The organism is Streptomyces olindensis, from assembly GCF_040645895.1.
GTDB classification, from domain to species: domain Bacteria; phylum Actinomycetota; class Actinomycetes; order Streptomycetales; family Streptomycetaceae; genus Streptomyces; species Streptomyces olindensis.
The window spans coordinates 105464-124055 of sequence record NZ_JBEYZD010000009.1; the positions used below are offsets into that span (position 1 = coordinate 105464).

The following is an 18592-nucleotide window of genomic DNA, read 5'->3' on the forward strand; positions in this document are numbered from 1 at the left end:
AGAAGGAGGCCTCACCTTGCTAGTTCTTTTGAGCCCTTACGCTTACCCGTCGTCGGCGCCGGATTCGATCTCAACCTCGATAGATTGGATCTCGGACTCGGACAACTTCCCTGAAAGGAGCGCGCGAATCCGATCGCGAGAGAGGCTTGCGGGAACCTTGCTTGGTGTGGGCATATTGGCTGGATGAGACCACCAGCGTCCCGGATGCAACTCATCCCATGGTGGCCGCCTACTGGTGGGTCGACGATTCGCTCCGGGATCGTGGTTTCCGAAGCCATCAACAACACTGTTCCACACGGGGTGGTAGTGCTTAATGATCACTCGTTCTGCCAAGCTCACGAATGCTTCAATTGCCACCAGGTAGCGCACTTGGAAGTCGGCGATATCCAAATCGTGAACTTGGGAGATCGACTGTCGATGCTCGTATAGACGGTCCCAAAGAACCACAGTTTTCGGGTCGTCAAGAGCCCGGCCCTTACGGACGCCTCCCGTTCGTGCTTGACCAACATACATGGGATGCTTGCAGTCTGGCGAACTGACCTCTGCATACAGAGGATTTTGGCCGGTGTAATACAACGCGTACACGCCACTTCCGTATACAGGCGCGACTTCGGCCAAGGGCTCGGGTGCACAGGTCATGAGCTGTGCCTCCATGTTCCACCCCAGATTATCCAGATCCAGAGGATTGTATGGGGTAGGCCGCCGAGCTGCCTCATGCCATGCCTTGGCTTTGCGCGGCTTCGGATGGGGCTTCATGGGGGCGTGCAGTTGATTGCTGCCCTCTGGCTGGGAATTTTCCGGCAAAATTTCTTCAGTCAACTCTCTGTGGCCTACTCAGTCGCGTCGATCACGGCATCATTTCGGTAGTACCTAATGGCACTCGGATAAGGCTCTCGCTTGCCATACATAATTACATATCCGGGGAGTGCGGTAATCTGCCAGTGACTCGGTAGGTGGGACGCTGTAATCCTCAGTATTTCATCAGCCGTGACTCCGTCATTCGGATGGGGCACTCGAACTTCCTCAAAAATACTTGAGGACTCGTACCGGAATACGTAAGGGAGTGCGGCTTTCGTGGCAGTGAGAAGCGAAGCCAATGTCACAGTTCCGTCCATCGCTGGCTCCAGGCTTAGAAGCTCGGAGAGCCTGAACTCAAGATCGATGGGGTAGGTGCGGTCGAAGTGCTCATGGTCGACTACCGTCGTGTCGCGACGCTTCCCCGGATCGTTGTTGCCGAACCCGTTATAGTTCCACGGAACCTCTCCTTGACCTCGGTGCTTGTTGATGAGGAGCCTTTCTGGGGCGACTGCACCAAAATCCTCGTCGACATATAGGCAAGTGAAGCTCATTTCAGTTATGTCGATGTTAGTGCGACCGGAAATCTTCCGAAAATGCTTCTCAATGCGGCGAGGGAGGGAGCGATCGGCTTTGCCGACGTAGACGAGTTTTTCGCCATGGTAGAGCTGATAGACGCCTGGCAAGGGGCGCAGCGACTGGATGTTCTCCATAGTCAATTGAGCGGGTGTCAGATTATCGAGCGCGTCCGCCAATTGGTCACCGAGCGCCTTGGTGATGCTCAGCTTGAACTCGGCGTGGTTCTCCAGACGCACGAAGCGGCTCCCTTCGGTGAGTGATCAGCATCACTCTATCTGGTGAAGCCCATGTGCAGGCTGGGGACTTCAGCGAAGTGTCTTGATTGCCGCCATCTCCGCGGTATGCTTCGCTCATGTCTGAGCTGCGCACCAAGCATGACGAAGTGGGAACCTGTGTCGAGCTGTTCGCCGGTGGTGGTGGCCTCGCCATGGGCGTCCACAACGCTGGCTTCAGACCGCTTCTAGTGAATGAGTACGCCAAGCGCGCTGTCGAAACACTTCAGGCCAACGAGATGCCGGGCGGCGGTGCTTGGCCACTCATTCCGGGTGATGTGCGCAACATTGTCGACCGATTCGAGGACCTCAAGGGGCAGGTCGATATTCTGGCAGGGGGGCCTCCTTGCCAGCCGTTCAGCCTGGGCGGTGTCCATAGGGGCATGGAGGACGAGCGGAACATGTTTCCTGAAATGTTCCGGGCCATCCGGCAAATGCGCCCGAAGGCGGTCATTTGTGAAAATGTTCGCGGTTTGTTGCGTCCCTCCTTCAAGCCGTACTTTGAGTACATCCTCAACGAACTCCGTCTCCCCTTTGTTGAGCGGGAAGCCGGTGCGACTTGGGAAGAGCATAACGAACTGCTTGAGAAACTCCTGGCCAACGATTCTGTACCAGCAGGTGAGCGGTATTGGGTTAAGCCCATTCCGGTGAACGCGGCGGACTTTGGGGTTCCTCAGATCAGGCACCGTGTCATCATTATCGCGTTCCGGGCTGACCTTGGAGTGAACTGGAAGGAATTTGAGCCGCAGCCAGAGTACTCCGACGAAGCTCTGATTGATTCAATGCGTGAAGGGGGGGCATACTGGTCGGAGGAGCGACACGGAACTGTTGATCCCCAGGTCAAGGCACGCGTTATCGCGAACCTTCCGAAGCTGGATTACGCAAATCTGGAGGTTCAGAGGAAACTTAAGCTGAAGCCTTGGCGTACCCTGCGCGACGCGATTGCTGGAATTGACGAGAATGAAGGTAGCCCCCTCCCCTATGTCCCTCTTGACGCCGTAGCTAATAAAAAGCAGGTCGGCGATATCACCGACCACTTTGGTTGGCCGGGGGCGCGTGCGTACGCTGGCCACACGCCCAACGTTCTAGACAGGCCGGCGAAGACAGTGAAGGCCGGAGTTCACGGGGTGCCAGGGGGGGAGTCTGTAATGCAACTCGATGACGTTACTTTCAATGGCACTGGCTTCCGCTACATGACCGTTCGTGAGACTGCGCGTGTCATGACCTTCCCTGACTATTGGCAGCTTGCTGGCCCGCGAGGCGAGAAAATGCGGCAGCTCGGTAATGCCGTCCCAGTGAAGCTCGGCCAGACGTTCGCCGAGGCTGTCGGGGCAGCCCTCAAGTCCGTGGGTGCCCTCGATGCATCGTGGGAGAAGTGATGGCTGACGCCGCGTCTGGGCAGCAGCAGAAGTGGAAAGACCGAATGCCGCCCGAGAGGGCGTACAAAGCTCGTCCTGGGATGTCTAAGGATAAAAGGTCAGCCGAGCAGGATCGTGCGGCTGGCGGCAGGCATCGACGCGCGGTTCCTCTAGGGGATGGTCGATACGCGCGTGGTTCCATCGCGCTACGTCTTTATCGTCGAACTCGGCGTATCCGGGCCTACTTGCGATGGTCCGTCGATGGCGAAACTCAAGAGCGGTACGTGGGCGAGGTTAACGCCGAGACCCGCAATGCGAACCTCGTGTTGGCGTGGGAAGCGGCACGCGCCGCAGGCCAGGTGACTGAGGAAAAACTGCCAGCCACCTCGTCTGCGTCCTCGATATCGGTCCGTGCTGTCATGGCCGCCAACAAGGCGAAAGATACTAAGCCTGAGCGCCTCCTTCGATCCGCCCTCCACCGTAAAGGACTCCGCTACCGTGTGGGAATCCGTCCAGTGCCAGGGTTGCGTCGTACTGCGGATGTAGTGTTTCCGAAGGCCAAGGTGGCTGTTTTCGTTGACGGGTGTTTTTGGCATGGCTGCCCAGAACACCATCGACCAGCGAGAAAGCGTGGCTCCTTCTGGAAAAAGAAGATCGAAGGTAATCGGGATCGAGATGCCGCGACCAACGTCGCACTACATGAGGCCGGTTGGACAGTTGTGCGGGTCTGGGAGCACGAAGACGTTGACGAGGCCGCAGAACGGATTCTCAACATGGTCAGGGCTGGGAGCTTGACAAGCTAAGTCGCGTGCCTTCTAGGCATGTTGCGACTGGCACTGCAGCTCGGATCGGGCGCGTGCGCTAGCTCCGTTCTCTGGAAGAGGGCGTGAGGCGCACACGTCCGTCAGTATTGACGACCCGGCGAGGTTCGACAATGATCAGGAAGAGGTGAGGTTTTCCCACCTCGAGCTGGTGCTTGGCGCGGTGGGTAGCGCGGGTGGCCGGTCGCATGCGGCTACCGAAAATTTTTCGTTTCTTCGAGTGGTCTCCGCCGCAATGCGGCTGACAGTGGAAGCCGAGACCGACTGCGCCTGTTGCGCGAAAGAGTCTAGAACGAAGAGGGCTCGACTGGTTAATGTTTGACCCATGCCACTTCGTGATCTGCTCATCCGAATCGCGGCTATCTACGATGCCACTGCTCTGGCGTCTAAGGACGTACCGGGGCAGGCTCTTCTCCGTAGTGTGAAGGAAAGGGAAGATCTGCCATTGCCGCCTGGCTTCACCGCAGACGGGCATGGCGGCCAGGGCTTCGCTAGTGGCACTCCTTGGATCGGTGTGTACGATCCCGCGATCAACACGGAACCGCATGATGGTCTGTACCTGGCCTATATCTTCAGCGCAGATTTGTCGGCAGTGACACTGACGCTGCAACAGGGTGTGACGAGCCTGAAGAAGAGCATCCCGCGACGCTCAGAACTTCGGCGTGAGCTTCAGACCCGCGCGCAGCGTTTGCGCGCGGCTCTCCCACCGGCCTCGATGCTGAATTGGAGTCACCAACCGGTGTTTGGTTCCGGCGACTGGCGCCCCCGGTCGTATGAGGCGGGCAGCGTGATAGCGCGGCGCTATGAAATTGCGAAACTTCCGACAGAAGAGATGCTTGCCGCAGATTTACTGGAGGCGTCGAAGTTTCTGCGTGACGTGACTGTGGCACAGCGGATCCATCTTCAGATGCCGGACGCAGCGGATCCTCGAGTGGAGTACCTCCCCGAGGAACACTCAGCAAGCGACGCCCTTGACGGTTTCTGCCCAAAGGACAGCAGTGATTACTACGTCCACATTCAAGGGGGCAAGCGTCGAAGGACGAGGCGCCATGAAGCGCTGATCGCAGACTTCGGGTACCACTCGGTCACTTGTGGATACACCCCCATCGTTGCCGGCATGCACCCACGCGACTTGGTTTTGCGACGCGGCGACGGAAGCGTTCAGCGGAGCTGGCTAGTGGAAGGGAAGACTGTAAAGAACGGAAACACCACAAACGCTGTGCGCCAGGCCGTGGCCCAGCTCTTCGAGTATAGTCACTTCTGGCATGAAAAGCGTGGGGAACTTAAACCTTATCTTATAGCTCTCTTCACCGAGGGTATAGGGCACTACGCGGAGTACCTGGAAGATCATGGTATAGGTTCCGTCTGGCGCTCAGGTGACGGTTGGGGCGGCTCGCCCCGGGCTGCTTCATGGGGCCTTGTGAATAACGACTCTATGTAGCTGAATTACCTGACAGAAGTAAGGCATAGTGCAGTTAACTTGCTCTGCTGGCTGGGCGGGTTGCTACCGCACTTTCTGGGCCGCCCGCTTCCTGGCCAGTGTCGTGCCTCCGCGGCCCGCCTCAAGGGCGCTTCACTCCGCTGCGCTGCGTTTCGCGTCGGCTGGCGCCGATGGCCCTTCGGGCCACCCTTGACCCGGGCCGCTCCGGCACGGGAGAGAAGCGAGCGGGCGGCCCGGGATGAGCGGGGGCAGAGGGTCGTAGCGCAGGGGTGAGGTGCCCAGGCGCTCGGGGATTGCGGGCGCGTCAGCGTCTCCGGGCACGCCGGGTCGGCTCGGCGGCGGTCTGCCGGTGGTCGTTGCGCCCTGTTGGACTCAGGCAGTGCTGCCGTGGCACTCCCCGTAAGCCCGGCCCGAGTCGCACCAGCAAGGTGCCCCCTGCTGCGGCGGCCAGGCCACCGCCCGCCCCCGGGCCGCCAGTGTCGTCGCGTACTGGGGAAGCAGCGTCGCGTCGCCCGGGGACGTGCCCTCCGAAGCCGCGAAGGCCTCGTACGACGGGACCGTGCCTGTGACGATGCCGAGGTTCGGCGTGCCGGAGGAGGAGAGTTCGCGGAGGGCGCGCTCTATCGAGGCGAGGTGCTCGTCGTGGGAGGGGTACTCCGGTGCCAGCGTCGGGTACGCGTCGAGGAGTTCTCGGAGTTCCTCCGCCGGCCAGTGGAGGATCGCCACCGGGAACGGGCGGGAGAGGGCCTCGCGGTAGGCGCCCAGTTCCGCGCGGAGGCGGAGGATCTCCGCTTCCAGTTCCGCCGGGTTCTCGGAGCCGAGGGACCACACGCGCTTGGGGTCGTGGAGTTCGTCCAGGGAGACCGGGAGCGAGTGGACCGTGTCGGCCAGGGCGTCCCACTCGTCGTGGGAGCGGCCCAGCATGCGGCGGACCCGGTGGCGGCCGAAGAGGAGCGGGTGGGTCGGCTGCGGGGGCTGTGCCACGTCCGTCAGGAGGAGGCGCACGGCCTCCGTGAAGGTGTCGTGCGCCGCTTCCAGCTCGTCGTGGGACTCCAGGGACTCGGCCACGATCACCCAGGGGGCCGGGTCCCGCGGGGCCGAGGCGCGGACGCCCTCGATGATCGCCCGGGCCTCGGCCTCGTGGCCGTACTCCCAGAGGTTCGAGGCCTTGAGCGCCCGGATCAAGTGGGGGTTGTCGAGGCCCTCGGAGGAGGACAGGAGGCGGTCGTAGAGCTTCGTCGCGCTGGGGCGGTCGCCGGAGAGTTCCAGGTGGGCCGCTGCTCGCAGCAGCAGGGCCTCGGCGTCCTCGGGATACAGGCCGGCGGTCCGCTCCAGGCGTGCCGCCTCGGCGGTGTGGTCGACGTTTTCGGCAGGCGTGTCGGGGCGCATGGGGGACACCGTACTGCCGGGAGGTGACGAGCGTGAGAGATGCGCAGGCCAGACCCCCGGCCGACTCTCACGCTCATCACCAGGGCTTTACGGTTCGCTCCGAACCGTCGCCGAGTCCGGCTACAGCGTCACGTTGTCTATCTGGAGCGTTTGGACCGACTTTGCCGCGAATGGGACGCTTACCGATTTGCCGTTCAGGCGGATGTCCGAGCGCGGGGTGTAGAGGTCGCCGCCTCCCGTCGTCACCGTGTTCCAGCGGGGCACCAGGCCTCCGGAGCCGCCCGTCACCGTGGTGAAGCGGGAGAGGTCGAAGGTGAGGGTCTGGGCGGAGGTGGCCGTGTTCACGGCGACGATCACCAGGCGGCGGGCCGTCGCGTCGTAGGCCGCCACCGCGTAGCTGACGCCCGTGTCCAGGATCGTCATGCCGGGGCGGATGTGGCGGCTGAACTGGGCCAGGACGTAGTGCTTGGTCTGGACGGTGGTCGGCTGGAGGGTGTTCGCGTCGTAGGCGATCATCGCCCAGCCCGTCGACGGGTCCATGACCTGCCAGTAGCACCAGGCCGTGGGGTGCAGCCAGCGGAAGTCGTAGCAGAGGTTCGACGCCATGGTCAGGCCCGTGCCGTCGCTGTCGCCCGTCTCGGAGTTCCACAGCTTCTTGCGGGACGTCGTCACCACGTCCGTGTAGAGGAGGTCGCGGCGGCCGCCCGAGCCCTGGTAGCCGTGCACGTTGACCTGGGAGACCAGGGCCTTGGTCGAGGAGTTGAAGGATGCCCACGTGGAGCGGGCGGTGTCGTAGTTCGTTTCGTCCGAGGCCGCGATGCGGACGCCGGTCAGGCCGCGCTTGTCCAGTTCGCTGCGCATGTACGGGAGGACGGCCGCCTGGACCGCCGGGTCCATGTGGCAGCCCTCCTGCGTGCCGGTCGCGGTCCACCAGGTGGAGGCCGGCTCGTTGAAGGGGTCGACCGTCGCGAAGTTCACGCCCCAGTTCGACTTCGCGTACAACGCCGTCGCCGCCAAGTGCGAGGCGTGCTGGCGGTAGTTCCAGGTCTGCAGGTTGTTGCCGCCGCCGGCCGCGCCCGAGGGGTTGTGGTTGCTGCACATCCACCACATGGGGGAGTTGGCGAAGAGTTCCGTGATCGCGCCGCGCTGTGTCGCCTTCACCAGCATCGCGCGCTGGTTGGCGTCCGCCGTCCACTTCCAGGCCGAGGAGGTGGGGTCCTCGTTGTTCCAGTCCTGCCAGAAGCCCTCGATCTGCTTGAAGCCGGGGATGTTGGGCGACTCCACCATCGTCTCGCCGCCGACGCTGTTCCAGCTGCACGCGCCGAGGTTGTAGCGGGCGATGTTCAGACCCAGGCCGGGGAGCGATCTGCCGTTGTACGTCACCGACTTGGTGGTGAAGAACAGGTCGGCGAAGTCGTCCCGGGCGCCGAAGACGTTGGCCCACCAGGCGAGGGAGGTGCCCCAGCCCTCCCAGGTGCCGTACGTGGTCGAGGGGTTGACGGCGATCGTGGCGTCCGCGTGCGCGGTGCCCGTCGCGAGGGCGCTGCCGAGGAACGTACCTCCTGCTGCGGCCAGCAGGGATCTGCGTCGTATCACGGCTCCTCCGTAAAGGAATCGGGGCAGGCGCCGGTCCCCGGCCCGGCGTCGCGAATGGCTGTCCCGTTCATGACGACGGGCTCATGGCATCGAGAAGCATCGGGTGCGGCGGGTGGGTTGTCGAGAGTTCCGACGAACCTTTCTCAAACCCGTGTACGAAGTGGCGGTGTCGCTGGGGACCCGTTCGGCCGGGCGATCCCGCACGAGGATCCGTTCGGGCGGGCGATGCTGTATAACGAACAGCAGGGCATGTACACGTATGAGAGGAGGGGCAGCCGGATGAACCGCGGTTGGACGACTCTGCGTCCCGCGCTCGCGCTGCTCTTCCTGATCGTCGAGGTGGCGCTGCTCGACACCGGCAGCCTCTCCGCCACCGTCGCCCTGGCCGCGACCGCCGCGGCCTCCGCCGCCCTCGCGGTCTGCGCCGTCGTCGCCTCACGCTGCGCGCCCACCGTGCCGCGCACCCGAGTGCGTACGGCCATCCGCGACCGGGATCGCCGTACGGCCTTCCTGCCCCAGCGCGATCCCGACGCCCGGGGGCGCACGCGCCCCCGCGCACCCGGACACGCCCTCCGGGCGACCGTCGCGTAGGGAACCTCGCGGAGCTTTCAAGGAACTCCAGGAGCTGACCCCGCGCGGGTCGTCATGCCGCCATGTCTCCATCCGGCACGACGAGACCCCCGGAGGGCTCACCCATGTCCGTCTTCGCCACCCTGGTCGAGCGACTCGCCGACCTGCTCCAGCCGCTGTTCGGCGCCTCCGCGGCCGCCGCCGCGATCGTCCTGTTCACCGCGCTCGTACGACTCCTCGTCCACCCCCTGTCCCGGGCCGCCGCGCGCGGCCAGAAGGCCCGCACCGCGCTCCAGCCGAAGATCGCCGAGCTGCGGAGGAAGCACGGCCGGAACCCCGAGAAGCTCCAGAGGGCCGTGCTGGAACTGCACGCCGAGGAGAAGGTGTCGCCGCTGGCCGGCTGCCTGCCCGGGCTGCTCCAGGTGCCCGCGTTCTTCCTGCTCTACCACCTGTTCTCCAGCGACACGATCGGCGGGAAGGCCAATGAGCTGCTCGGCCACCGGTTGTTCGCCGCGCCGCTGGGGGAGCGGTGGGTGGACGCGCTCGACGGCGGTCTCCTCGGCGGCGCGGGGCTCGTGTACGCCGGGCTGTTCGTCGTCGTCGCCTGCGTCGCCGTGTTCAGCTACCGCCTCAGCAAGCGCATGATGGCCGCGAACCCGGTCGTCCCGGCCGGGGACGGGGAGCAGGTGCCGGGAATGGGGGCGGTGACCAGGGTGATGCCGTTCATGTCGTTCTTCACGCTCGTCACCGTGGCCGTCGTGCCGCTGGCCGCCGCGCTGTACGTGGTGACCAGCACGACGTGGAGCGTCGTCGAGCGGGCCGTTCTGTACCGGTAGCCGGTCTGCTGTACCGGTAGCCCGGTCGTGGTCGGTGAGGTGACGGTCCAGTACGTGAACGGGGTATTGCGGAGTGCACGCCCAGCTTGGAGGATCGACCAGTCCTCCGATGGCTGCCCCGCCGCATCCGGGTCACGCTCGTCGGGCGGGCGCCCGCGATCGAGGGAGACGTGATCATGAAGCTGCTGCGAGTCGGTACGGCGGGGGCGGAGCGGCCCGCGCTGCTCGACGCCGAGGGGACCCTGCGGGACCTCTCGGGCGTCATCGCGGACGTGGACGGCGCGCTGCTCGCCGACGCGGCCGGGCTCGGCCGGATCAGGGCCGCCGCCGACGCCGGCGAGCTGCCCGCGCTGGACGCCACCGGGCTGCGGATCGGACCGCCGCTGGGGCGGATCGGCAAGATCGTCTGCATCGGGCTGAACTACCACGACCACGCGCGCGAGACGGGCGCAGAGCCGCCCGCCGAGCCGGTCGTCTTCATGAAGGCGCCGGACACGGTCGTCGGGCCGCACGACACCGTCCTCGTGCCGCGCGGGTCCCTCAAGACCGACTGGGAGGTCGAGCTGGCCGTCGTCATCGGACGTACGGCCAGGTACCTGGAGTCCGAGGAGGAGGCCCTCGCGCACGTCGCCGGGTACGCCGTCGCGCACGACGTGTCCGAGCGGGAGTTCCAGATCGAGCGGGGCGGGACCTGGGACAAGGGGAAGAACTGCGAGACGTTCAACCCGCTGGGACCGTGGCTGGTGACGGCGGACGAGGTGCCCGACCCGCAGGCGCTGTCCCTGAAACTGTGGGTCAACGGGGAGCTGAAGCAGGACGGGACGACGGCCGAGCAGATCTTCTCGGTGGCGGAGGTCGTGCGGTACCTCAGCCAGTTCATGACCCTGTACCCCGGCGATGTGATCAACACGGGGACGCCGGCGGGGGTGGCGCTGGGGGCGCCCGAGCCGAAGCCGTTCCTTCGGGCCGGGGATGTCGTGGAGCTGGAGATCGAGGGGCTGGGGCGGCAGCGGCAGGAGTTCAAGGAAGCCTGAGAGGCGGGGAGCTGCGGAAGTGTCGGCGGCCGCGGGCCGTGTGTGGCTTGTCGCGCAGTTCCCCGCGCCCCTGAGGAAGGTCCCCCGCGGCCCTGAAGACAGCTCTAGTCCAGCAGAGCCGCCAGCTCGCGCCACGCCTTCCTCGGGAGGGCGTCGCGCGGCTCCTCGTTCACCACCTGGAGGGCGACGTGGTCCGCGCCCGCCTCGAAGAAGGCGTCTATCTTGGCGCGGATCGCCGTATCGTCGCCCCAGGCGAACAGGGCGTCGACCAGGCGGTCGCTGCCGCCGTCCTCGAGGTCGTCCTCGGTGAAGCCGTGCCGGAGGAAGTTGTTGGTGTAGTTCGGCAGGGGGAGGTAGGTCTCCAGGAACTCGCGGGCCAGGGCGCGGGCCCGGCCCGGGTCCGTCTCCGGGACCACCGCGAGTTCGGGGGCGAGCAGGGGGCCTTCGCCCAGGGCCTCGCGGGCGTGGGCGGTGTGCTCCGGGGTGACCAGGTAGGGGATCGCCCCCGCGGAACGGTCGCGGGTCAGCTTCAGGCTTTTCGGGCCGAGGGCGGCCAGGACCCGGCGGTCCGCGGGCATCCCGGCGGCGTCCAGGCCGTCCAGGTACGACACGAGGGCCGAGTACGGACGCCGGTACTGCTCCGCGAGCCGGGCGTGGCTCACGCCGAGGCCGAGCACGAAACGGCCGGGCTGCGTGGACTCCAGCTCGGCGAAGGCCGCGGCCGTGGCGTCCGCCTCGTGCTGCCAGATGCTCTGGATGCTGGTGCCGACGGTGAGCCGCGAGGTCGCCTCGATCAGCGGGGCGGCGTGGGCGGCGGAGGTGTTGCCGCCCAGCCAGACGGCCCCGTAGCCGAGTTCCTCCAGTTCGGCGGCGGCCTCGGCGAGTTCGCCGCGCCGGTCCGGGTCCTCCGAGCGCAGGCCCACGCTCCAGATGCCGTACCGGCCGACGGTCTCCTTCAGGGCTGTGGTCATGGGGTGCGATCCCTCCGATTGGGCACCGTGCTTGATCATGCGTACGCAGGTGCCAACCGGAGGGATCCGGCACGCATTCCGTCCCGCTAGCGGCCGTTGCCCAGGAACTGCTCCAGCGCCTCCACCACCAGGCGGTGGTCCTGGAGTTGGGGCAGCCCGGACACCGTCACCGCGCCGATCACGCCGACGCCCTCGACGGTGATGGGGAAGGAACCGCCGTGGGCCGCGTACGTGTCGGGGTCGAGGCGCGAGGACTCCTCGAACGTCGTGCCCTTGGCGCGGAAGCGGGCGCCGACCAGGTAGGAGGCGGAGCCGTAGCGCTCGACCACCCGGCGCTTGCGGGCGATCCAGGCGTCGTTGTCGGGGGTGGAGCCGGGCAGCGCCGCGTGGAAGAGCTGCTGGCCGGAGCGGTGGATGTCGATGGCGACCGGGGCCTGCCGCTCCCGGGCCAGCTCCACGAGGAGGGAGCCGAGCGCCCAGGCGTCGTCGTGGGTGAACTGGCGGAAGACCAGGAGGCGTTCCTGCTTCTCCAGCTCCTCCAGGCTCGGGGTGAGCTCCGGGTGGAACTTCGGGGTCAGCTCCTGGCTGTGTGAGGGGTTGCTCTTGTGGGTCACAGGGTCACCGTCACCTTCTCGCGGGCCGAACGACGGGCGGCCTCCAGTACGTCCAGGGCGGCGGCCGCCTCCCGCGCGGTCACCGGGTTCGGGGCGCCCTCCAGCAGGGCCTTCGCCACGGCCGCATAGTAGGCGGGGTAGTCGCCGGGGAGGGTCGGTTCGGGGCGGCCGCCGCCGGTCATCGGGGACTCGCCGGCGCCCACGCGGCCCCACAGCGACTCGGGCTCCGCGCCCCAGTCCGGGCCGGGGCGCCGTCCCTCGCGCAGGGCCGCCTCCTGGGGGTCCAGGCCGTACTTCACGTACCCCGCCCGCGAGCCCAGGACCCGGAAGCGCGGGCCGAGCTGGGCGGTCGTCGCGGAGACGTAGAGGTGGGAGCGGACGCCGCTCTCGTGCGTGATCGCGATGAACGTGTCGTCGTCCGTCTCGGCGCCCGGGCGGCGGATATCCGACTCCGCGTACACGGCCGCGGCCGGGCCGAAGAGGACCAGGGCCTGGTCGACGACGTGGCTGCCGAGATCGTAGAGCAGACCTCCGATCTCTGCCGGGTCGCCGGACTCGCGCCAGCCGCCCTTCAGTTGGGGGCGCCAGCGCTCGAAGCGGGATTCGAACCGCTGCACGTCGCCCAGCTCGCCCTCGTCGATGAGCTTGCGCAGGGTGAGGAAGTCGTTGTCCCAGCGGCGGTTCTGGAAGACGGAGAGGAGCAGACCGCGCTCCTCGGCCAGGGCGGCGAGCTCGCGGGCCTCGGCCGCCGTGCCGGCGACGGGCTTGTCGACCACGACCGGCAGGCCGGCCTTGAGAGCGGTGGTCGCGAGCGGCACATGCGTCTTGTTCGGGGACGCGACGACGATCAGGTCCAGCTCGGCGGCCCGGTCGAACAACTCGTCGGGCGAGGCGGCGAGGCGTACGTCCGGGAACTCGGCGCGGGCCTGCTGCTGCCGTTCCGGGTTCGAGGTGACCACCGTGTCGAGGGCGAGGCCCTCGGTGGCGGCGATCAGCGGGGCGTGGAAGACGGAGCCGGCGAGGCCGTAGCCGACGAGGCCGACGCGGAGGGGCGAGCCGGGGGCTGTGCCGAGGGGTGTGCCAGTCATGCCACCCACTTTCGCAACGCTGTTGCCAAAGTGCAAGCGCCGGGGACAATGGGGGCGTGAACAGGGCGGACGACGGCAAGGGCGGGATGAAGGGCATGCGCGTCACCGGCAGCAGCAGTGGCAGCGGGGGTGGGGGTGGGGCCAGGGGCGGGGCGAACCTGCTCGCCCTGCGCAGCCACAACACCGCGCTGGTGCTCGACCTGCTGCGGACCGCCGGTGCCGACGGCATCAGCCGGCTCGAACTCGCCGAGCGGACCGGTCTCACCCCGCAGGCCGTCAGCAAGATCACGGCCCGGCTGCGGGAGGACGGGCTCGCGGCGGAGGCGGGCCGGCGGGCCTCCACGGGAGGCAAGCCGCGCACGGTGCTGCGGCTGGTGCCCGAGGCGGGGCACGCGGTCGGGGTCCATCTGGACCGGGACGAGGTGCGGGCCGTCCTCGTGGACCTGCGGGGGACGGTGGTGGGCGAGCGGCGGGCCGTGCTGGACCTGGGGGCGGGAGCGGAGGCCGTCCTGGGGGCGGTGCGGGAGACGGTGGCCGAGGTGCTGCCCACCGGGCTCGGCCGGGCCGCCCCGCTCGGGGCGGGCGTCGCGCTGCCCGGGCCGCTCGACCACGCCCGGGGCGTGCTGCACCGCGTGACCGGATTCCCCGAGTGGGACGGCTTTCCGCTGCGGGAGGCGCTGACGGGCCGGCTCGGGGTGCCGGTCGTGGTCGACAAGGACACCAACGCGGCCGCGCTCGGCCTGGCCGCCGCGGGTGAGGGCGGCTCCTTCGCCTACCTGCACCTCGGTACGGGGCTGGGGGCCGGGCTGGTGATCGGCGGACGCGTGCACCGGGGGGCCCGGACCGGGGCGGGGGAGTTCGGCCATCAAGTCATCCAGCTGGACGGCCCGCCGTGCACCTGCGGCGACCGGGGCTGCGTCGAGGCGCTGTGCCTCGGCGCGGTGGCGCGCGGCGACCTGGAGGAGGCGGCGCGGGTGCTGGGCGCCGGGGCGGCGAACCTGGTCGGCCTGCTCGACATCGACGTCGTCCTCCTCGGCGGCCGTACGGTGGCCGCGGCTCCGGAGGCGTTCGTGCGCGGTGTCGGCGCGGTGCTGGGGGACCGGGCCCGGCGGACGGGCCAGGACGCCGTGCCGGTACGACTCGCCCCCGGCGGCGGAGGGACCGTGGCGGCGGGGGCGGCTCAGCTGGTGCTGGGGCCGGTGTTCGGGCGCGGGGTCGGCTGAGGCGTCTGTCGGGGGTGGGCGGCGGCGGAGCGGCATCCGGGTCACACGTCGGCGCCGTGGTGGGGGTGTCCGGCCGGGGTGTTGGTGTCTTGGTCGGGGCATGCGGGCCGCCTGCCCGGGCCCTGGGCGGGGTGCCGTGCGGCATCCGGGTCACACATCGGGCGCCGTGGTGGGGTTTTCCGGCCGGGGTGTTGGTGTCGTGGTCGGGGCATGCGGGCCGCCTGCCCGAGTCCTGGGCGGGGTGCCCTGCGGCACCCGGTCACACATCGACGCCCTGGGCGGGGCGCCGTGCCCCGGTCGCTGCCCCGGGCCGGTGCCGGGGTTCTGGGCCGTCCCCGTCCCCGTCCCGGTCACCGCCCCCGGGCCGGCTCCGGCACCCTCGCCCGTCCCCGGCCGGTGCCGGCGCTGTGACCCCTCCGCCTCAGTCGCTGCCCCGGGCCGGTGTCGGGGTTCTGGGCCGTCCCCGTCCCGGTCACCGCCCCCGGGCCGGCTCCCGCACCCTTGCCCGCCCGCGGGCCGGCTCCGGCACCCTCGCCCGCCCCGGCCGGTGTCGGCGCTGTGGCCCCTCCGCCTCAGTCGCTGCCCCGGGCCGATGTCGGGGTTCTGGGCCGTCCCCGTCCTGGTCGCCGTCCCCGGGCCGGCTCCCGCACCCTTGCCCGCCCCCGAGTCGGCTCCCGCACCCGCCCCGGGGCCGACCCCGGCACCCCCGCCCGCCCCCGGCCGGTGTCGGCGCCGTGGCCCCTCCGCCTCAGTCGCTGCCCCGGGCCGGTGTCGGGGTTCTAGGCCGTCCCCGTCCTGGTCACCGCCCCCGGGCCGGCTCCCGCACCCTTGCCCGCCCGCGGGCCGGCCCCGGCACCCCCGCCCGCCCCCGGCCGGTGTCGGCGCCGTGGCCCCTCCGCCTCAGTCGCTGCCCCGGGCCGGTGCCGGGGTTCTAGGCCGTCCCCGTCCTGGTCACCGCCCCGGGCCGGCTCCTGCACCCTTGCCCGCCCGCGGGCCGGCTCCCGCACCCTCGCCCGCCCCCGGGCCGGCTCCCGCACCCTCGCCCGCCCCCGGGCCGGCTCCCGCACGCTCGCCCGCCCCCGAGTCGGCTCCCGCACCCGCCCCGGGGCCGGCCCCGGCACCCCCGCCCGCCCCGGCCGGGAAGATCCTGGCCAGGTGGTAATCCAGCACCCTCCGCACGTCCGGGAGGGAACGGCGGTCGTGCAGGACGTCCAGGCCCAGCCCGACGGCCCCCGACACCAGGAGGTCCGCCTCGTGTGTCCGGTCGATGCCCGGTGCCGTCGCCCCGGCTGCCTCGGCCACGCCGATGATGTCCGCGACGAGCCGTTCCAGCGGCTGCTCGGCGGCCAGGAAGACCGCCGCGAGCGCGGGATCGGTCAGGCTTCGCGCGTAGTACGCCGTGAACACGCGCAGGGCGAAGGCGCGCTGGTCGTCCAGCGGCAGGAACTCGTCCAGCACCGCCCGCAGCAGGGCGCACGGGTCCGTCATGTCGTACGGGATGCGCGCCCGGGCCAGCCGCTCGTTCTCCTCGTGCAGCAGGCGCAGCGCGTCCACGAGGAGGGCGTGCTTGGAGTCGAAGTGGTACTGCACGACCCGCAGCGACACCCTCGCCTCGGCCGCGATCCTGCGCATGCTCGCGGCCTCCAGGCCCTGCCCGGCCGCGATGCGCCACACCGCCTCGGCGATCCGCAGCCGCTGCCGCGCCCGGACGTCCGTCGGCCGGGACACCGGCGGTGTGCCCGGCTCGGGCAGCGGCTGCCGGCGCCGGCGGTAGGCCCGGGCCTGACAGCTCCGGGAGCAGTAGACGGGCGGACGCCCCCGCTCCGGGCGGACCAGCCGCGCGCCGCACACCGGGCACCTCTTTTCGTCACGCACGCCTTCACGATAGCGCGACGAGAAAGTGTGACGTAAGTAGAGGATTAGCCCCTGTGGTAGGGGAATTCATCTCCGGCCATTGATACGTTCGTAACGTCACTCCTCGCGAAAGGAAGACCATGAAGTACGACCTCCTGCAAGTCCTCGGCATGGTGGTGCTGGTCGTCTGCGCCCAGGCGCTCGTCCGGCTCCTCGTCGACCACGGGGATCGGGGCCTGCTGGGCGACCTTCCCGGCGGCTTCGGCCCGCTGCTGCTGACCTACGCGGCCCTCACCGCCACCGGCGCCGCCCTGACCGGCTGGGCCCACTCCCGCGCGAAGGCCCTCGGGCGTCGCTAGGGCCTGGAAGCTGTCCGCCGACCGGGCGGATCCGCGCCGCCGTTCGGGCCTGTTTGCGGCGACATCCGCGCGGGGTCCTTCCGTTCCGGCAAGGTCTCAGATCCATGCGACTCTGCACGCCCGCTCGCCTCTGCCTGGCGGCGACCGCCGCCGTCCTGCTCACTGGTGCTCATCCGGCGTACGCGGACGACCCGGCGCCCGCCTGCGCCGCGCCCGACGACCACACCTTCCCGCTCACCACCCGCATCCACGGCGGGCCGGACTCCTATACGGCCGGGGGCGGCTTCGGGACCTGGTACCTCGATCTGACCAACACGACCGACCGGACCTGCTCCGGCATCCACCCCGTCGTCGTGCTCGTCGACGACCGGCGCGCCATGGAGCCGTCCCAGCCGCGGCTGGAGTTCTTCGAGGGGGCCCGGGCCCGCCCCGTGCGGTTCGAGAAGACCGGCGAGGACGAACTCGTCGGGGCGTTCGCGGACGACGCGGGCGGCTTCGGCGGGTTCACCGTCGGCCCCGGCAGGACCGTCACCGTGAAGGTGCGGCTCGCGGTCACCTCGGACGCCGTGGCCAACGACGTCACCGCGAACGCGGCCGTCGTACAGCGGCACGACGACGACGGTGACTGGGTGGGGCAGTCCGACGACTACCGGTTCCGTATCGAGGGCGGCGGGACGGGGGACGACGGCGGCACCGGCACCGTGCCTGAGGGCGACGCCACCGCCCCGCCCCGCGAGGACCGGTTCCCCTTCGCCGAGGAACTGGCCCGCACCGGAACCGGCGGCCAGATCGCCGCGGTCGCCGCGGCCCTGCTGCTCGCCGGAGGCGGGGCACTGCTCCTCGCGCGCCGCCGTCACTGAACCGCCGTCCCGCCTGTCGGAATGCCGTGAGCGGCCCATTCCGCAAGATCCCGCCACTGTTTAGGCTGGGGCGACGCAGGACCGCGTACGGCAGGGAGATCCCGCACATGGCAGACCGCAAGCCCATCGAGTCGTGGCTCACCGACATGGACGGGGTGCTCATCCACGAGGGCGTGCCGATCCCCGGCGCCGACGCCTTCCTGAAGAAGCTGCGCGAGTCCGGGAAGCCCTTCCTGGTGCTCACCAACAACTCGATCTACACCCCGCGCGACCTGCACGCCCGGCTGCGCCGCATGGGCCTGGAGGTGCCGATCGAGAGCATCTGGACCTCGGCCCTGGCCACGGCCCAGTTCCTGGACGACCAGCGGCCGGGCGGCTCGGCGTACGTCATCGGCGAGGCCGGGCTGACCACCGCGCTGCACGACATCGGCTACATCCTGACCGACCACGAGCCGGACTACGTCGTGCTCGGCGAGACCCGCACGTACTCCTTCGAGGCCATGACGAAGGCGGTCCGGCTCATCCTCGGCGGCGCCCGCTTCATCTGCACCAACCCCGACGAGACCGGCCCGTCCACCGAGGGCCCGCTGCCCGCGACCGGCGCGGTGGCCGCGCTGATCACCCAGGCCACCGGCAAGAAGCCGTACTTCGCCGGAAAGCCGAACCCGCTGATGATGCGGACCGGACTGAACGCCATCGGGGCGCACTCCGAGACCAGCGCGATGATCGGCGACCGCATGGACACCGACGTGCTGGCCGGCATGGAGGCCGGGATGCAGACGTTCCTGGTGCTCACCGGCCTGACCCGGCCCGACCAGGTCGACGGCTTCCCGTACCGGCCGTCGCAGGTCGTGGACTCGATCGCGGACCTGGTCGACCGGGTCTGACCCCGGCCCCGGCGGACGCGTCCCGGGACTCAAACCCGTCGTCAC

General features: G+C 68.8%; 18 protein-coding genes. 10 read left to right on the forward strand and 8 right to left on the reverse strand.

Features of this window, described 5'->3' with window-relative positions; genetic code table 11:
* Positions 1 to 42 precede the first annotated feature (42 nt).
* Both ABZ948_RS07860 and ABZ948_RS07865 read right to left on the reverse strand, forming a co-directional pair.
* Positions 43 to 819 (reverse strand): Eco29kI family restriction endonuclease, encoded by a 777-nt coding sequence (locus tag ABZ948_RS07860; protein ID WP_359758055.1) that lies wholly within the window; start codon positions 817 to 819, stop codon positions 43 to 45.
* A gap of 11 nt (positions 820 to 830) precedes the next feature.
* Complete coding sequence (locus ABZ948_RS07865; RefSeq protein ID WP_359758056.1) at positions 831 to 1610, reverse strand: Eco29kI family restriction endonuclease; 780 nt, start codon at positions 1608 to 1610, stop codon at positions 831 to 833.
* A 116-nt stretch (positions 1611 to 1726) separates the two neighbouring features.
* Here ABZ948_RS07865 and ABZ948_RS07870 point away from each other — a divergent pair, with 116 nt between their 5' ends.
* The 3 genes from ABZ948_RS07870 to ABZ948_RS07880 all read left to right on the forward strand — a co-directional run bounded on the left by ABZ948_RS07870 (position 1727) and on the right by ABZ948_RS07880 (position 5266).
* Positions 1727 to 3025, forward strand: a complete 1299-nt coding sequence (locus ABZ948_RS07870) for a DNA cytosine methyltransferase (protein ID WP_359758057.1) — start codon at positions 1727 to 1729, stop codon at positions 3023 to 3025.
* A 398-nt stretch (positions 3026 to 3423) separates the two neighbouring features.
* Positions 3424 to 3807, forward strand: coding sequence for a very short patch repair endonuclease (locus tag ABZ948_RS07875; protein WP_359758114.1), 384 nt, complete (start codon positions 3424 to 3426; stop codon positions 3805 to 3807).
* A 343-nt stretch (positions 3808 to 4150) separates the two neighbouring features.
* The gene (locus ABZ948_RS07880; protein ID WP_359758058.1) at positions 4151 to 5266 is read left to right on the forward strand and encodes an MrcB family domain-containing protein; all 1116 of its coding nucleotides are present in this window, start codon (positions 4151 to 4153) and stop codon (positions 5264 to 5266) included.
* Between the two features lie 372 nt (positions 5267 to 5638).
* Here ABZ948_RS07880 and ABZ948_RS07885 read toward each other — a convergent pair whose 3' ends face one another.
* Positions 5639 to 6655, reverse strand: a complete 1017-nt coding sequence (locus tag ABZ948_RS07885; RefSeq protein WP_359758059.1) for an SEC-C domain-containing protein — start codon at positions 6653 to 6655, stop codon at positions 5639 to 5641.
* Positions 6656 to 6775: 120 nt separating this feature from the next.
* Positions 6776 to 8251: a glycoside hydrolase gene (locus tag ABZ948_RS07890; protein ID WP_359758060.1), complete on the reverse strand. Its 1476-nt coding sequence runs from the start codon at positions 8249 to 8251 to the stop codon at positions 6776 to 6778.
* A 279-nt stretch (positions 8252 to 8530) separates the two neighbouring features.
* Between ABZ948_RS07890 and ABZ948_RS07895 the strand changes: the two genes are divergently transcribed.
* The 3 genes from ABZ948_RS07895 (at position 8531) to ABZ948_RS07905 (ending at position 10691) form a co-directional block, all read left to right on the forward strand.
* Positions 8531 to 8842, forward strand: coding sequence for a DUF6412 domain-containing protein (locus tag ABZ948_RS07895; RefSeq protein ID WP_359758061.1), 312 nt, complete (start codon positions 8531 to 8533; stop codon positions 8840 to 8842).
* Positions 8843 to 8946: 104 nt separating this feature from the next.
* A complete protein-coding gene (locus ABZ948_RS07900; RefSeq protein WP_359758062.1) occupies positions 8947 to 9657 on the forward strand; it encodes a YidC/Oxa1 family membrane protein insertase in 711 nt (236 codons plus the stop codon).
* A gap of 176 nt (positions 9658 to 9833) precedes the next feature.
* On the forward strand, positions 9834 to 10691 hold the full coding sequence (locus ABZ948_RS07905) for a fumarylacetoacetate hydrolase family protein (protein WP_359758063.1): 858 nt from the start codon (positions 9834 to 9836) through the stop codon (positions 10689 to 10691).
* A 104-nt stretch (positions 10692 to 10795) separates the two neighbouring features.
* Here ABZ948_RS07905 and ABZ948_RS07910 read toward each other — a convergent pair whose 3' ends face one another.
* The 3 genes from ABZ948_RS07910 to ABZ948_RS07920 all read right to left on the reverse strand — a co-directional run bounded on the left by ABZ948_RS07910 (position 10796) and on the right by ABZ948_RS07920 (position 13364).
* Positions 10796 to 11662 carry an LLM class F420-dependent oxidoreductase gene (locus tag ABZ948_RS07910; protein WP_359758064.1) on the reverse strand — a complete coding sequence of 289 codons (867 nt, stop codon included), beginning with the start codon at positions 11660 to 11662 and terminating at the stop codon, positions 10796 to 10798.
* An 86-nt stretch (positions 11663 to 11748) separates the two neighbouring features.
* The gene (locus ABZ948_RS07915; RefSeq protein WP_359758065.1) at positions 11749 to 12276 is read right to left on the reverse strand and encodes a heme-degrading domain-containing protein; all 528 of its coding nucleotides are present in this window, start codon (positions 12274 to 12276) and stop codon (positions 11749 to 11751) included.
* The gene (locus ABZ948_RS07920) at positions 12273 to 13364 is read right to left on the reverse strand and encodes a Gfo/Idh/MocA family oxidoreductase (protein ID WP_359758066.1); all 1092 of its coding nucleotides are present in this window, start codon (positions 13362 to 13364) and stop codon (positions 12273 to 12275) included. Before ABZ948_RS07920 ends, ABZ948_RS07915 begins: the two co-directional genes overlap by 4 nt.
* A gap of 86 nt (positions 13365 to 13450) precedes the next feature.
* On the opposite strand from ABZ948_RS07920, the gene ABZ948_RS07925 reads away from it, so the two are divergent.
* Entirely contained in the window at positions 13451 to 14587 is a 1137-nt protein-coding gene (locus ABZ948_RS07925) for an ROK family transcriptional regulator (protein WP_435857470.1), read from the forward strand.
* Between the two features lie 951 nt (positions 14588 to 15538).
* Here the strand turns inward: ABZ948_RS07925 and ABZ948_RS07930 are convergent.
* A complete protein-coding gene (locus ABZ948_RS07930; RefSeq protein WP_359758067.1) occupies positions 15539 to 16462 on the reverse strand; it encodes a TetR/AcrR family transcriptional regulator in 924 nt (307 codons plus the stop codon).
* Between the two features lie 119 nt (positions 16463 to 16581).
* Here ABZ948_RS07930 and ABZ948_RS07935 point away from each other — a divergent pair, with 119 nt between their 5' ends.
* The 3 genes from ABZ948_RS07935 (at position 16582) to ABZ948_RS07945 (ending at position 18547) form a co-directional block, all read left to right on the forward strand.
* Positions 16582 to 16800 carry a hypothetical protein gene (locus ABZ948_RS07935; protein WP_359758068.1) on the forward strand — a complete coding sequence of 73 codons (219 nt, stop codon included), beginning with the start codon at positions 16582 to 16584 and terminating at the stop codon, positions 16798 to 16800.
* A gap of 104 nt (positions 16801 to 16904) precedes the next feature.
* Positions 16905 to 17660: an LPXTG cell wall anchor domain-containing protein gene (locus ABZ948_RS07940; protein ID WP_359758069.1), complete on the forward strand. Its 756-nt coding sequence runs from the start codon at positions 16905 to 16907 to the stop codon at positions 17658 to 17660.
* 107 nt (positions 17661 to 17767) lie between these two features.
* The gene (locus ABZ948_RS07945; RefSeq protein ID WP_031113304.1) at positions 17768 to 18547 is read left to right on the forward strand and encodes an HAD-IIA family hydrolase; all 780 of its coding nucleotides are present in this window, start codon (positions 17768 to 17770) and stop codon (positions 18545 to 18547) included.
* Positions 18548 to 18592 lie beyond the last annotated feature (45 nt).